General features: G+C 70.4%; 13 protein-coding genes and 1 riboswitch. Of the genes, 4 read left to right on the top strand and 9 right to left on the bottom strand.

The features are described 5' to 3' along the window. Positions 1-29 precede the first annotated feature (29 nt). Positions 30-686: an O-methyltransferase gene (locus AA23TX_RS24510; RefSeq protein WP_155545198.1), complete on the top strand. Its 657-nt coding sequence runs from the start codon at positions 30-32 to the stop codon at positions 684-686. 1 nt (position 687) lies between these two features. Here the strand turns inward: AA23TX_RS24510 and AA23TX_RS24505 are convergent, their stop codons facing one another. Both AA23TX_RS24505 and AA23TX_RS24500 read right to left on the bottom strand, forming a co-directional pair. Then, complete coding sequence (locus tag AA23TX_RS24505) at positions 688-2,601, bottom strand: transglycosylase domain-containing protein (RefSeq protein WP_155545197.1); 1,914 nt, start codon at positions 2,599-2,601, stop codon at positions 688-690. Between the two features lie 85 nt (positions 2,602-2,686). Next, the gene (locus AA23TX_RS24500; protein WP_196425514.1) at positions 2,687-3,412 is read right to left on the bottom strand and encodes a FadR/GntR family transcriptional regulator; all 726 of its coding nucleotides are present in this window, start codon (positions 3,410-3,412) and stop codon (positions 2,687-2,689) included. A gap of 138 nt (positions 3,413-3,550) precedes the next feature. Here AA23TX_RS24500 and AA23TX_RS24495 point away from each other — a divergent pair, with 138 nt between their 5' ends. From AA23TX_RS24495 to AA23TX_RS49670, 3 genes are all read left to right on the top strand, one after another. Further along, positions 3,551-3,781: a hypothetical protein gene (locus AA23TX_RS24495; RefSeq protein ID WP_155547272.1), complete on the top strand. Its 231-nt coding sequence runs from the start codon at positions 3,551-3,553 to the stop codon at positions 3,779-3,781. 179 nt (positions 3,782-3,960) lie between these two features. Further along, a complete protein-coding gene (locus AA23TX_RS24490; protein WP_155545196.1) occupies positions 3,961-4,629 on the top strand; it encodes a DUF433 domain-containing protein in 669 nt (222 codons plus the stop codon). After that, positions 4,538-5,026, top strand: coding sequence for a PIN-like domain-containing protein (locus tag AA23TX_RS49670; protein ID WP_196425513.1), 489 nt, complete (start codon positions 4,538-4,540; stop codon positions 5,024-5,026). The genes AA23TX_RS24490 and AA23TX_RS49670 overlap by 92 nt, the downstream gene beginning before the upstream one ends. Here the strand turns inward: AA23TX_RS49670 and AA23TX_RS24480 are convergent, their stop codons facing one another. The 7 genes from AA23TX_RS24480 to AA23TX_RS24450 all read right to left on the bottom strand — a co-directional run bounded on the left by AA23TX_RS24480 (position 5,027) and on the right by AA23TX_RS24450 (position 14,614). Then, the gene (locus tag AA23TX_RS24480) at positions 5,027-6,394 is read right to left on the bottom strand and encodes an L-serine ammonia-lyase (RefSeq protein ID WP_155545195.1); all 1,368 of its coding nucleotides are present in this window, start codon (positions 6,392-6,394) and stop codon (positions 5,027-5,029) included. Between the two features lie 14 nt (positions 6,395-6,408). Then, complete coding sequence (lipA, locus tag AA23TX_RS24475; protein WP_155545194.1) at positions 6,409-7,410, bottom strand: lipoyl synthase; 1,002 nt, start codon at positions 7,408-7,410, stop codon at positions 6,409-6,411. Next, positions 7,407-8,681: a serine hydroxymethyltransferase gene (gene glyA / locus AA23TX_RS24470; protein WP_155545193.1), complete on the bottom strand. Its 1,275-nt coding sequence runs from the start codon at positions 8,679-8,681 to the stop codon at positions 7,407-7,409. The genes lipA and glyA overlap by 4 nt, the downstream gene beginning before the upstream one ends. Then, positions 8,681-9,058, bottom strand: coding sequence for a glycine cleavage system protein GcvH (gcvH, locus tag AA23TX_RS24465; RefSeq protein WP_155545192.1), 378 nt, complete (start codon positions 9,056-9,058; stop codon positions 8,681-8,683). The genes glyA and gcvH overlap by 1 nt, the downstream gene beginning before the upstream one ends. Positions 9,059-9,071: 13 nt before the next feature. Further along, complete coding sequence (gene gcvT, locus AA23TX_RS24460; protein ID WP_155545191.1) at positions 9,072-10,163, bottom strand: glycine cleavage system aminomethyltransferase GcvT; 1,092 nt, start codon at positions 10,161-10,163, stop codon at positions 9,072-9,074. 6 nt (positions 10,164-10,169) lie between these two features. Then, entirely contained in the window at positions 10,170-13,001 is a 2,832-nt protein-coding gene (gene gcvP / locus AA23TX_RS24455; protein WP_155547270.1) for an aminomethyl-transferring glycine dehydrogenase, read from the bottom strand. Between the two features lie 136 nt (positions 13,002-13,137). Continuing rightward, positions 13,138-13,231: riboswitch (glycine riboswitch) on the bottom strand. 78 nt (positions 13,232-13,309) lie between these two features. Then, on the bottom strand, positions 13,310-14,614 hold the full coding sequence (locus tag AA23TX_RS24450) for a helix-turn-helix domain-containing protein (protein WP_155545190.1): 1,305 nt from the start codon (positions 14,612-14,614) through the stop codon (positions 13,310-13,312). Between the last annotated feature and the right edge of the window lie 72 nt (positions 14,615-14,686).

Below are 14,686 nucleotides of genomic sequence, written 5' to 3'. Positions count from 1 at the left end.
CAGCCCGCTAAGTTGGCCGTGGAGGTGCCATGACCGACAAGACCTGGGCCGAAGTCGACGACTACTTCACCGGCGCGCTGCTCGCCCCCGATCCGGTGCTCGACGACGCGCTCGCCGACTCGGCCGCCGCCGGGTTGCCGCACATCGCCGTCGCCCCCAACCAGGGCAAGCTGCTGAACCTGCTGGCCCGCCAGGCCGGCGCCCGCTCGATCCTGGAGATCGGCACGCTCGGCGGATACAGCACGATCTGGCTGGCCCGCGCGCTCCCGGCCGGCGGCAAGCTGGTGACCTGCGAATACGAACCCAAGCATGCCGAAGTCGCCCGGGCGAACCTGGCGCGGGCCGGCTTCGGCGAGGACGTCGTCGAGATCAAGGTCGGCACCGCGCTCGACACGCTGCCGACGCTGACCGGGCCGTTCGACTTCGTCTTCGTCGACGCCGACAAGAGCAACTCCGCGAACTACGTGCGCGCGGCGCTGGAGCTTTCCCGGCCGGGCACGACGATCGTCGTCGACAACGTCGTCCGGCAGGGCCGGGTGACCGACGCGGCGAGCACCGACCCGGACGTCGTGGGCGTGCGGGAGATGGTCGATCTCCTCGCCGCCGAGCCGCGGCTGGACGCGACCGCCGTCCAGACCGTGGGCAGCAAGGGGCACGACGGGTTCGTGCTGGCCCTGGTGCGCTGACTCAGCGCGGCGGCCGCACCACCGGAGGCGGGGCCACGGTGATCTTCCGGGCCGGCACGCTCTGGTGCGCCGCCGTCATGAACCCGCGCCAGATGTCTTCCGGGACGACGTCTCCGGTGAGCTTCGCGCCGTTCGCGTCCTTCAGCAGGCGATCGTCGTCGGAGCCGACCCAGACCGCGGCGGCCAGCCGCGGCGTGTAGCCGATGGCCCAGGCGTCCTGGTTGTCCGGGCTGCTGCCGTGCTCGGCCTCGCCGGTGCGCAGCGCGGCCCCGCCGCCGTCGGTCAGGGTGCCGGAGACGTCCTGGGCGACCCGGCGGCTTTCGTCTTCGTCGTCGTCGAACGCCGGGCGCGCGGTGTCGGTGTGCTCCCAGACGACGGCGCCGCTTTCGTCGCGCACCTTCGCCACCAGGTGCGGGGTCGTGCGGACGCCGTCGTTCGCGAAGGTCGCGTACGCGCCGGCCATGTCCAACGGCCGCAACGGGTACCGGCCGATCGCGATCCCCGGCCCGATGAGGAAGCCGTCCCGCTCCCGCATCGTCGGTGTGCCGTCGACGGTCTCGGGGATGCCGGCCTGCCGCGCGGCGTCGCTCAGCGCCTCCGGGCCGAGCTTCCTCGCCAGGGCGACGAACGGGCCGTCGGCGTGCGCCCGCATCGCCGTGCGCGGCGTGCACTTGACGCCGCAGACGTCCGGGTACTTGAACTTCTCGCCGAGGAACTCCTGCTCCTCGGGCGCCGGGACCGGCACGTCCGGGCCGTAGCCGCGGTGCAGGGCGGCGGCGACGGTGAACGGGTAGAACGCCGAGCCCGCCGCGTGCGGGGTGCTCGCGTAGTCGCGGACGCCCTGGTCACCGCCCTGGTAGACGCGCACCGCGCCGGTCTTCGGGTCGACGGCGACCACCGCGCCGCGGAACTCCTTCGGCTCGCCCTTCAGCCTGTCCCGCAACGCCTTCTTCGCCGCGTCCTGCATGCCGCGGTCCAGCGTCGTCTCGACGGTCATGTTTCCCTGCTGGAGCCGGCCGAGCGGGAAGCCGTCCTGTTCCAGCTCGGCCAGGACCTGCTGCTTGATGTGGAACTCGTCGTAGGTGACGCGGCCCGCGCGGGTCTCCGACGGCGCCTGGATCTCGCCGCCGGGGTAGGCCATCGGCTCGCCGGCCGGCACGTAGCGGCGGGCGACGAGCTTGTCGTGCACGTACTGCCAGCGCCGGGCGGCGTGGGCGTCGCCGGACGCGGCCGGGTCGTGCACCGACGGCGACTGGATCATCCCGGCGAGGAAGGCGGCTTCGCTCCACGTCATCGAGTCGTCGAGCTTCTTGCCGAAGTAGGCGTTCATCGCCGCGGCGGGCCCGAACGTGCCGCGGCCGAAGGAGATGATGTTGACGTAGCTCTCGAAGATCTGTTCCTTGGTCTGCTCCTGGGTGATCTTCGTGGACAGGACGAGCTCGGCGAACTTGCGGCCGAGGGAGGCGTCGTCGTCGCCGGTGGACTTCTTGATGTACTGCTGGGTGATCCCGGACCCGCCGCCGACGCCGGTGAGGAACGCGCGGCCGATGCCGGTCGGGTCGAAGCCCTGGTTGTCCCAGAAGGTCGGGTCCTCGGTGGCGATGATGGCGTCGCGCAGCTTCGCGGGCACCTGCGTGTAGGGCACGAACGTCCGGTCGCCGTCGGCCGGGATGACCTTGAGCAGCGACGACCCGTCCGAATACTGCAGGACGACGGTCTTGTCGAGCCCGGCGAGGACCTCTTGGGGGCTGCGGACGTCGAGCACGAGGTAGGCGACCCAGAAGGCGATCAGCGGGACGCCGACGAGCAGCCCGAAGCTCCAGTACCCGATCCGCCGGATCCGCCGCCACCGACGGCGCCGCGGGGTGTCCGGCTTCTCGTCTTCTTCCGCTATTTCCTCGCTCGCCAAGGTCACGAATGGATGACGGCCGACCGGGTGAGGAGGTTCTGTGGAGAACTAACGAGGTTGTTCGAATCCTGTCAAGGCGAACCCGGTGCGCTCAGGCCAGGAACGCGCGCAGCAGCGACGCCGTGCCTTCGATGTGCTCCGCCATGGCCTGGCGGGCCGCGGGGGCGTCGCCGGCCAGGATCGCGTCGACGATCGCCTCGTGCTGGGCGTTCGAGTGCTCGAGGTTGGGCGGGAGCAGCGGGATCCGGTCGAGCAGCTGGTTGACGCGGGTGCGGGCGTCGGCCATCGCCGTGGTCAGGGAGCCGGACGCCGTCACCTCCGCGATCGCGAGGTGCAGGCGGGAGTCCTTGCGGCGGTAGTCGTCGAGGCTCGCGCTCGCGGCTTCGGCGAGTGTCCCGGTGAGGTGCCGGCGGTCGGCCGGGCTCAGCGACCGCGCGGCGGCCATCTCCGCGGCGCCGGTCTCGAGGACGTACCGGAGGCACAGCGCGTCCTCCAGTGCGACGGGTTCGACCTTGCCTCCGGGTGACCGTTCCGGCGGCCCGGGCAGGGTGTCGTGCACGAAAGTGCCGCCGTAGCGGCCTCGCCGTGACTCGACGTAACCGGCGTCGGAGAGGGCCCGGATGGCTTCGCGGAGCGTGACGCGGCTGACCCCGAGCCGCTCGGCCAGCTCGCGCTCCGACGGGAGCCGCTCCCCCGCGCCGACGACGCCGAGCCGGATGGCCTGCAGCAGCCGTTCGACCGTCTCCTCGAAGGCGTTGCCCGCGCGGACCGGCCGGAACAGCGCTTCACCCGCATTCACCACCGAGGTCGGTTCCATCCCGCGAGTTTAGGCCGCGGCGCGCGGTACTTCCCCGGCGCGGCGCACCTTCGGAGTGGCCACGGACGGTCGCTGTCGGTGACAATGACGTTCGCGGTCCGAAAAACCGGTGGAACCGGACGGCCACGGTCGGCGACGATGGCACCACCGACACCGAACATCGACGCAGGGGGCGATCCGGTGCACTTCCTGATGGCCGAAGATCTGGTTCACGAGCGGGAGAACGAGTTGCGCCACGGCGTGCGCGACCGTCCGCCCGGCCGGGCGAGGCCCAGCCGCAGCCCGGGAACCAGGAAGCAGCAGCTCGGCTGGCGCCTGGTGGAGGTGGGGTTGAAGCTGGCGGTGGAGGACGAGGACCGGCGGAACTGACGTCGCTTTCGCGGAAAGCGACGTCAGCACTCGATGACGTTCACCGCCAAGCCGCCGCGGGCGGTTTCCTTGTACTTCACGCTCATGTCCGCGCCTGTCTCGCGTCAAGCTGTCGCCGTGCGTGTCAAATGATCACCCTGAGCGATGGAGCAGTATTGTCCTATCCGAGAGGAGGACGCGTGGACGACGACGTGAGGTTCGCCCGGCCGCTGATGAGCATGGCCGATGCCGCTCGGCACCTGGGGATTCCGCAGCAGACGTTCCACCGCTGGGCGCGTGGCTATCCGCACGGCGGACCGCTCCTGCACATCTCCGAACCGGAAAGCATCCGGCAGGCCAGCGTCCCGTTCATCGCCCTCGCCGAGGCATGGGTCCTCGAGGGACTCCGGCAGGCGGGCGTTCGTCCACAGAAAATCCGCCCTGCTCTCAAGAAACTGCAACGCGAATTCGGACATGAGTACGTCCTGGTATCGCCGGCGCTCGTGACCGACGGGATCTCGGTGCTTTGGGACTTTTCCAAGACCGAAGCCGGAGCGGGTCTGATCGAAGGCCGGTCCGGTCAGACCGTGATTCGCGAAATCGTGCAGGACTATCTGACCTACGTGGGATTCGGTGCCGACGACTACCCGAATCACCTCAAGCTGCGAACCTTCGAACCTTCGAAGGTCGCCATCGACCCCTATCGTTCGTCGGGGCAGCCCGTCTTCATGGACTCCGGTGCGCGAGTCTCGAACGTCGCGGCCATGCTGAGGGCAGGTGAAGAACCTGCCGTCGTCGCCGAAGAACACGGAATCGGCATCGACGCCGTCCGGGCCGCCGCACGCGTCCTCCTGGGCCGCGCCGCCTGAGTTCTACCTCGACGAGAACGCCGTCACGCGCAGTGTGCGGCGCTGCCTTGTCGCGCTCGGCTATACCTGTCACACCCCGCCCGAGTTGTTCGGCACCCGGATCGAATCGCTCGGCGCGGCCGACACCGAATGGCTGGGGCGGATCGCCGGAACCGGTTGGGTAGTGCTGAACCGGGACGCCAAGATCATGGAGCGTCCCGATGAGCTGGTCGCGTACCGGTCCGCGAAGGTGCACATGTTCTACCTACCCGGCGAAGCGACCCGCGACCAACTCCTGCACCTTGTCGAGAGCAACCTCGCGGACATCGTCACGCTGTCCGCTGATCGAACTCCCGACGTCTGGAAGATCACTCACCACGGGGTCGAGCGGTTCGTGGTGCGCAAACGAGGGCGCTGATCAGCACTCGATGACGTTCACCGCCAAGCCGCCGCGGGCGGTTTCCTTGTACTTCACGCTCATGTCCGCGCCTGTCTCGCGCATCGTCTTGATCGCCTTGTCCAGCGTCACCACGTGGCTTCCGTCGCCGCGCATCGCCATCCTCGCCGCGTGGATCGCCTTCGACGCTCCCACCGCGTTGCGCTCGATGCACGGGATCTGCACCAGCCCGCCCACCGGGTCGCACGTCAGGCCGAGGTGGTGCTCCACCCCGATCTCCGCCGCGTTCTCCACCTGGGCCGGTGAGCCGCCGAGGACCTCCGTCAGGCCTGCCGCCGCCATCGCCGACGCCGAGCCCACTTCGCCCTGGCACCCCACCTCGGCACCCGAGATCGAGCCCGTCTGCTTGAGGATCGAGCCGATCGCGCCCGCGGTGAGCATGAACTTCACGATGCCGTCGTCGGACGAGTGCCGGATGAAGCGCTGGTAGTAGTGCAGGACCGCGGGGATGATCCCGGCGGCGCCGTTGGTCGGCGCGGTGACGACCCGGCCGCCCGCGGCGTTCTCCTCGTTCACCGCCAGCGCGTACAGGCTGACCCAGTCCATCGCGTACAGCGGGTCGTCCAGGCCGTCCTCGGCGAGGAGCTTCTCGTGCAGCGCGCGGGCCCGCCGCGGCACCTTCAGGCCGCCCGGGAGGACGCCTTCGTGCGTGCAGCCGTTGCGGACGCACTCCGCCATGACCGCCCAGATCGCCAGGAGCCCGTCGCGGACTTCCGCGGCGCTGCGCCAGGACAGCTCGTTGGCCAGCATGATCTCGCTGATCGGCAAGCCGGTCGCGGCACAGTGCCCGAGCAGGTCCGCGCCCGTGCGGAACGGGTACGGCACCGGCGTCGAGTCCTCGACGAACACCGCGTCCGTCTCGTACGACTCGTCGCGGACGAAACCGCCGCCGACCGAGTAGTACGTGCGTTCGCGCAGCAGGGAACCGTCGGCGGCGAACGCGCGGAAGATCATCCCGTTCGGGTGCGCCGGCAGGGACTTGCGCCGGTGCATCGTGAGGTCGGTGTCCTCGTCGAACGCGATCTCGTGCGTGCCGCGCACCTTCAGCCGCCCGGACTCCCGGATTTCCGCGACGCGCGCGGGCACGACGTCGGTGTCGATCGCCTCGGGACGTTCACCGGACAGCCCGAGCAGGACGGCTTTGTCGCTGCCGTGGCCGAACCCGGTCGCGCCGAGCGAGCCGAACAGCTCGGCCTGGACGCGCGCGGTCTTCTCGAGATCGGTGCCGAGTCCGTCCACAAAGGTCAGTGCCGCCCGCATCGGCCCGACGGTGTGGGAGCTCGACGGGCCGATGCCGATGGAAAACAGGTCGAAGACGCTGATCGCCATTGATCCGCCCCTTCCTATCGCGCCAGCAGGGAGCTGGCTTCTTGCGCGGCCGGGCCCTGGTCGGCGAGGTGCCGCAGGTTTTCCGGCAGCTCCTCTCCACGGTAGCCCTTGGTCTGCGCGTAGAGCCGTCCCGCGCGGTACGACGACCGCACCAGCGGCCCGGCCATCACGCCCGCGAAGCCCATCGCCTCGGCGGCGTGGGAGTGCTCGACGAACTCCTCCGGCTTGACCCACCGATCCACCGGGTGATGCCGCGACGACGGACGCAGATACTGCGTGATCGTCAGGATCTCGCACCCGGCGTCGACCAGGTCCTGCATCGCCGGAGCGACCTCGTCGGGGGTCTCACCCATGCCGAGGATCAGGTTGGACTTCGTCACCAGACCGGCTTCACGCGCGGCGGTGATGACCTCCAGCGAACGCGCATACCTGAAGCCGGGACGGATCCGCTTGAAGATCCGCGGCACCGTCTCCACGTTGTGCGCCAACACCTCCGGCCGCGACCCGAACACCTCAGCCAGCTGCGCGGGGTCCGCGTTGAAGTCCGGGATCAACAGCTCGACACCGGTACCCGGGTTCAGAGCGTGGATCTGCCGGACGGTCTCCGCGTAGAGCCAAGCGCCGCCATCCTCCAGGTCATCACGGGCCACGCCGGTGACCGTCGAGTAGCGCAACCCCATGGCCTGAACGGACTCCGCGACCTTCCGCGGCTCAGTCCGGTCCAGCTCAGCGGGCTTGCCCGTGTCGATCTGACAGAAGTCACACCGGCGGGTGCACTGGTCACCGCCGATCAGGAACGTGGCTTCGCGGTCTTCCCAGCACTCGTAAATGTTGGGACAACCGGCCTCTTCGCACACCGTGTGCAGACCCTCGCGACGCACGAGACCCTTGAGTTCGGTGAACTCCGGCCCCATCCGCACCCGCGTCTTGATCCACGGCGGCTTCTTCTCGATCGGCGTCTCACTGTTGCGGACTTCCAGACGCAGCAGCTTCCGCCCCTCGGGCAGCGCGCTCATCGGGACAGGTCCGCGTACAGCGGGTGCTTCTTGGCCAGCGTCTCGACGCGGTCGCGCAGCTTGGACCGCAGGGCGTCGTCGAAGTCCGGCTTGAGCGCCTCGGCGATGACGTCGGCGACCTCGGCGAAGTCGTCGGCCTGGAAGCCGCGAGTGGCCAGCGCCGGCGTGCCGATCCGCAGGCCGGAGGTGATCATCGGCGGGCGCGGGTCGAACGGGACGGCGTTGCGGTTGACCGTGATGCCGACCTCGTGCAGCCGGTCCTCGGCCTGCTGACCGTCCAGAGTGGACTGGACCAGGTCGACGAGCACCAGGTGGACGTCGGTGCCGCCGGTCAGCACGCGCACCCCGGCCGAAGCGCAGTCGTCCTGCGACAGCCGCGACGCCAGGATCCGCGAACCTTCGAGGGTGCGCTGCTGACGCTCCTTGAACTCGTCGCTCGCGGCGATCTTCAGCGCGACGGCCTTGGCCGCGATGACGTGTTCGAGGGGCCCGCCCTGCTGGCCGGGGAACACCGCCGAGTTGATCTTCTTCGCCAGCTCCTGGCGGCACAGGATGAGGCCGCCGCGCGGGCCACCCAGGGTCTTGTGCGTCGTCGTGGTGACGATGTCGGCGTGCGGCACCGGCGACGGGTGCAGCCCGGTCGCGACCAGCCCGGCGAAGTGGGCCATGTCCACCATCAGGCGGGCGTCGACGAGGTCGGCGATGCGGCGGAACTCGGCGAAGTCGAGCTGACGCGGGTAGGCGGACCAGCCGGCGATGATCAGCTTCGGCCGGTGCTCGACGGCCAGGCGCTCGATCTCGGCGAGGTCGACGATCCCGGTCTCCTTGTCGACGTGGTAGGCGACGACGTTGTAGAGCTTGCCCGAGAAATTGATCTTCATCCCGTGCGTCAGGTGGCCGCCGTGCGCCAGGTCGAGCCCGAGGATCGTGTCGCCCGGCTTGAGCACGGCGAACATCGCGGCCGCGTTGGCCTGCGCGCCCGAGTGTGGCTGGACGTTGGCGTGCTCGGCGCCGAACAGGGCCTTCGCGCGGTCGATGGCGAGCTGCTCGACGACGTCGACGTGCTCGCAGCCGCCGTAGTAGCGGCGGCCGGGGTAGCCCTCGGCGTACTTGTTGGTCAGCACCGAGCCCTGCGCCTCGAGCACGCCCACCGGCGCGAAGTTCTCGGAGGCGATCATCTCCAGGGTGGACTGCTGACGGGTCAGTTCGTCGGCGACGGCCGCGGCGACCTCGGGGTCGACTTCGGACAGGTGCTGGTCGAACGTCGTCATCAGTTCTCCTGAGTGAGCGCGGCGTACGCGGCGGCGTCGAGCAGGTCCGGCACGTCCCCGGTCAGACGCACCTTCAGCAGCCAGCCTTCCGTGTACGGGTCGGAGTTGATGACCTCGGGGGTGTCGGCTGTGGTGCCGTTCACCTCGGCGACCTCGCCGGACACGGGCGCGTACAGCTCGCTGACGGACTTGGTCGACTCGACCTCGCCGAACACCTCGCCGGCGGTGATGGTGGCGCCGGCCTCGGGCAGCTGGACGAACACGATGTCACCGAGCGACTCGGCGGCGAAGGCGGTGATGCCCACGGTGGCGACGCCGTCTTCGACGGACAGCCACTCGTGTTCCTTGGTATACTGCAGGTTCTCGGGGATGCTCATGGCTCAAAAGTCCTTACGCGCGGGAGTAGAAGGGCAGGGCGACGACCTCGACGGGCTCGATCCTGCCCCGGATGTCGACGGACAGCTCGGTGCCGGGCTCGGCGTACGCCCGATCGACGTACGCCATGGCGATCGGGTAACCGAGTGTGGGCGACAGCGCGCCGCTGGTCACCTCACCGATCTCGGCGCCGTCGGCCAGCAGCTGGTAACCGTGCCGCGGAGCACGACGACCTGCGCCCTTCAGACCGACCCGCACGCGGGGGACGTCCTGCTTGGACCGCTCTTCGAGGGCCGCGCGGCCGACGAACTCACCCGGCTTCTCGAACTTGACGACGCGCCCGAGCCCGGCCTCGAACGGGCTCTGGTCGAGGGTGAGTTCGTTGCCGTACAACGGCATCCCGGCTTCGAGCCGCAGGGTGTCGCGGCAGGCCAGCCCGGCCGGGACGAGCCCGTGCGGCTCGCCCGCGTCCATGAGCAGACGCCAGACCGCCGGCGCCTCGTCGGCGTTCACGAACAGCTCGAAGCCGTCCTCGCCGGTGTAGCCGGTGCGGGCGAGCAGGACGTCGTGGCCCTTCACGACCGCCGGGACGCTGGCGTAGTACTTCAGCGCGTCGAGGTCGGCGTCGGTGACCGAACCCAGGATCGTCGCGGCGTTCGGGCCTTGAACGGCGATCAGCGCGGTCGTCTCGCTGCGGTCGTCGACCACCGCGTCGAAGCCCGCGACCCGCTCGGCCAGCGCGTCGGCGACGACCTTCGCGTTGCCCGCGTTCGCGACGACGAGGTAGTGCTCGTCGGCCAACCGGTAGACGACCAGGTCGTCGAGGACGCCGCCGGAAGCGTCGCAGATCATCGTGTACCGCGCCCGGCCCGGCTTGACCCCGGTGAGGTTGCCGACCAGCGCGAAGTCCAGGACGTCGGCCGCCTGCTTGCCGGTGACGTGGATTTCGGCCATGTGCGAGAGGTCGAACAGCCCGGCCGCCTCGCGGACCGCCTTGTGCTCGGCCAGCTCGCTGGCGTAGCGGACCGGCATGGACCAGCCGGCGAAGTCGGTGAACAGCGCGCCGAGTCCCTTGTGGACTCCGTGCAGGGAGGTCTCTTTCGACACTGGAGCTCAGCCTTCGTAAGCGTTGAGGGGCGGGCAGGAGCACACGAGGTTACGGTCGCCGCGGGCGCCGTCGATGCGCCGCACCGGCGGCCAGTACTTGTTCTTGCGGGAAACACCCGCCGGGTACACGGCCAGCTCGCGGTCGTAGGGCTTGTCCCACTCGCCGACCAGCGTCTCCGCGGTGTGCGGAGCGCCCCGCAGCGGGGACTCCTCCGCGCCCCAGCGACCGGCAGCCACCTCGTCGATCTCGGCGCGAATCGCGATCATCGCGGCGATGAACCGGTCGATCTCGCCGAGGTCCTCGGACTCGGTCGGCTCGACCATCAGCGTGCCCGCGACCGGGAACGACATCGTCGGCGCGTGGAAGCCGTAGTCGATGAGCCGCTTCGCGACGTCGTCGACCGTCACGCCGGTCTCCTTGGTGATCTGCCGCAGGTCGAGGATGCACTCGTGGGCGACCAGGCCGTCCTGGCCGGTGTAGAGCACCGGGTAGTGCGGGGCCAGGCGCGCGGCGACGTAGTTCGCGGCGAGCACGGCGACCTTGGTGGCCGCGGTCAGGCCGGGCGCGCCCATCATCCGGACGTAGGCCCAGGAGATCGGCAGGATCGACGCCGAGCCGTACGGCGCGCCGCTGATCGGGCCGACGCCGGTCGCCGGGCCGGCCTGGTCCAGCAGCGGGTGGTTCGGCAGGTACGGCGCCAGATGCGCGCGCACCGCCACCGGGCCGACGCCCGGGCCGCCACCGCCGTGCGGGATGCAGAAGGTCTTGTGCAGGTTCAGGTGCGAGACGTCGCCGCCGAACTCGCCCGGCTTGGCCAGGCCCAGCAGGGCGTTGAGGTTCGCGCCGTCGACGTACACCTGGCCGCCGCCATCGTGGACGATCTTCGCAAGCTCGTCGATGTCGTGCTCGTACACGCCGTGCGTGGACGGGTAGGTGACCATGATCGCGGCGAGCGTGTCGCGGTGGGTGTCCACCTTGGACCGCAGGTCGGCGAGGTCGACGTTGCCCTCGTCGGTGCACTTGACGACGACCACGCGCATCCCGGCGAGCACCGCGGACGCGGCGTTGGTGCCGTGCGCGGACGACGGGATCAGGCAGACGTCGCGAGCCTCGTCGCCGTTCGCGCGGTGGTACGCGCGGATCGCGAGGAGCCCGGCCAGCTCGCCCTGGCTGCCCGCGTTCGGCTGCAGCGACACCTTGTCGTAGCCGGTGACCTCGGCCAGCCAGTCGGCCAGCTGCCCCACGAGCGTGTGGTAGCCGGCGGCGTCCTCGGCCGGGGCGAACGGGTGGATGCCGGCGAACTCGCGCCAGCTGATCGGCTCCATCTCGGTGGTGGCGTTGAGCTTCATCGTGCAGGAGCCGAGCGGGATCATGCCGCGGTCGAGCGCGTAGTCCAGGTCGGACAGCTTGCGCAGGTAGCGCAGCATCGCCGTCTCGGAGCGGTGGGTGCCGAAGACCTCGTGGCCCATGAAGCCGCTCTCGCGGGCGAGGCCGTTCGGCAGCGCGACGCCGTCATCGACCTCGGTGTCGATCTTGAACGCGCCCAGCACCTTGGCGGTGATCGCGGGGGTGCTGACCTCGTCGAACGCGACGCGGACGTGATCGGCATCGACGTGGCCGAGGTTGATCCCGGCTTCGCGGGCAGCCGCGTGGATCTCGGCGGCCCGGCCGGGAACGTGCGCGACGACGGTGTCGAAGAAGGACTCGTGCACGACCTCGACACCGGCCTGACGCAGGGCGCCGGCGAAGCCCGCGGCGAGGCCGTGGACACGCCGGGCGATCTTCTTCAGGCCGTCGGGGCCGTGGTAGACCGCGTACATCGCGGCCAGCACGGCCGGGAGGACCTGCGCGGTGCAGATGTTGGACGTCGCCTTCTCGCGGCGGATGTGCTGCTCACGCGTCTGCAGCGCGAGCCGGTAGGCCGGGTTGCCGTCGGCGTCGACCGAGACGCCGACGAGGCGCCCGGGCAGCGAGCGCTCGAGGCCGGCGCGGACGGACATGAACCCGGCGTGCGGACCGCCGTAGCCGAGCGGGACGCCGAAGCGCTGCGTCGAACCCGCCGCGACGTCGGCGCCGAACTCGCCGGGCGCGGTGACCAGCGTCAGCGAGAGCAGGTCGGCGGCGACGGTGAACAGCGCGCCCGCGGCCTTCGCCGACTCGGAAATCGCGTGGTAGAAGCCGCGGCCACGCAGCACGCCGGACGCGCCCGGGTACTGGACGACGACGCCGAAGAAGTCGTCCGGCAGGCCGGTCAGCAGGTCGCGGACCTCGACCTCGATGCCCAGCGCTTCGACGCGGGTCCGCACGACGGCGATGGTCTGCGGCAGGCACTCGGCGTCGAGGACGACCTTGTTCGATTTGGACTTCGACGCGCGGCGCATCAACGTGACGGCTTCGGCGACGGCGGTCGACTCGTCGAGCAGCGAGGCGTTCGCGGTGGCCAGGCCGGTCAGGTCGGCCACCATCGTCTGGAAGTTGAGGAGGGCTTCGAGCCGGCCCTGGGAGATCTCCGGCTGGTAGGGCGTGTAGGCGGTGTACCAGGCCGGGTTCTCGAGGACGTTGCGGCGGATCACGCCGGGGGTGACGGTGTCGGAGTAGCCGAGGCCGATCATCTGCGTCATCGGCCGGTTGCGGGCAGCGAGGGCGCGCAACTCCGCGGTGGCTTCCTCTTCGGACGCGGCCGGCGGGAGGACCAGGTCACGGGTGGCGCGGATGGCGGTCGGCACGGCCGCGCCGACGAGGGCGTCCAGGCTGCCGTAGCCGCACTCGGCCAGCATCTTCGCGCGTTCGGCCTCGGACGGGCCGATGTGGCGGGCGTCGAACTGCGTGGAAGTGATGGGGAGCTCCTCGGGCCTGGGCACACAACGGTGCGCTGGGAACTCCCCCTCTGTCATGGCACCTGAGAGTTTCACCGTGCGGGACACGGCTTTCACCTTGGGTGAGACGCGGGTGCGCCTGCTTTCCAGAGTGGCCTCGCACGAAGCGGTAACAGGTACCTGAGAGATTCTGGGGAGTTTGCTCCTTCGGTGCCCCACTGACTTCGTGGAGGCTCTCCCGCCTCGGCTCTACGGCCCGATCTGCAGTTGTGACGGTCACGGTACCTGCCGGGTTCGAGGTCCGTCTACTTCACCCGGGCAACGCCACATCACCCTTCGAGCGCGGCTCGATCCGCGACGCGCCGCACGACGCCCCCGGCCAGCACCGGTGGCCGGCGCACCCGGCCCGAGGGCAGGACCAGGCGTTTCAGCGGCCCGCCCACCGGCACCGGCGGGTGCCCGGCACCCAGCAGCACCTGCTCGACGATCTGCTCGGCGAACCAGGCCACCGAGTCGTTGAGCCGGTCCAGCGAGGGGCCGTCGCCGTCGAAGACATCCTCGTCGGCGAGCGTGACCTCGAAGTACGCGCAGCCCGGCGGGACCGAGATCGCTTCCTCGATCGCCCGCGCGCCCGCCAGCGGGTCTGCGAAACCCGCTTCGAGCAGCGGCTCGCGGTAGATCCGCGCGGCCCGCTCGCGCATGCGGGGGCCGTAGCGGACCACGACCGGGAGCCGTCCGGTCAGGTCCGGCACGGCCAGGCCGTGCAGCAGCATGATCGGCGGCACCGAGTGCACGAGCCGCGGCGCGGGCTCGGCCAGCTCGCGGGCCGTGATCCGGACGCGGTCGGCCATGGCGTCCGGGAGGCCGAAGTAGCGGAAGTCGACGTTGCCGAACCCGAGGCCGTCGGCGACCAGCGACGCGAGCAGCTCGCCGTACCCCCAGATCGGCGACAGCACGACGACCGGCGGCGCGGCGACGACCGGCGACGGCACGGGCGGACGCGTCGCCTCCTGCTCGGGCACCTGGATCACCAGCCGCGGCGGTTCGTGCCAGTCGTGCACCTCGGCGACCCGCCAGTACAGCCCGAGCGGGCGCCACAGCTCGCCGAGGACGTCGTGCTCGAGGATCCGGCGCACCTCGGCGTCGTCGTGGGGAAAGCCCGGCGGCGCCACGACGCCGACGTAGTGGTGGTAGGTGACGCGGACCTCGTCGCCGCGGGTGGCGGAGCGGATCCGCATCTCCCAGTCGACCGGCGACGCGGCGATGAGGTTGGCCACCTGCGTGCCGGGCGAGGAGTAGACGAGCGCGGTGGCCTGCCGGAGGAACTGCCCGGCCTGGTCGATGCCCTCCCGCAGTGCTTTCGCGGCCTGCGCGACGTGCACCGGGCTGGCCAGGCTGTCGGGCAGCACCCCGGCGACGCGCAGCAGCTCGGCCTCCCCCAGGCCGGTGACCTCGGCGAGCTGGGCCCAGTGGTCGAAGACGGTCACCTTCGGCGCGTGCCGATGTTCGATCCAGCTGCGCAGCGTCGACGTCGGAACGCCGATCCGGCGCGCGGCCTCGTCCAGAGACAGGCCCCGCGAGCGGATGCCGGTCCGGACCGCTTCCGCCCACTCGTCGGCGCGCCAGTGCGTCACCTCACAAAGCTAACGAAACCCGCTAGCTTTGCGCAGGGACGAATCGCCCACCCGGCATCGACGCTGGTCACC

Source organism: Amycolatopsis camponoti (assembly GCF_902497555.1).
Lineage (GTDB): Bacteria > Actinomycetota > Actinomycetes > Mycobacteriales > Pseudonocardiaceae > Amycolatopsis > Amycolatopsis camponoti.
This window is presented reverse-complemented; position numbering and strand designations above follow the sequence as displayed.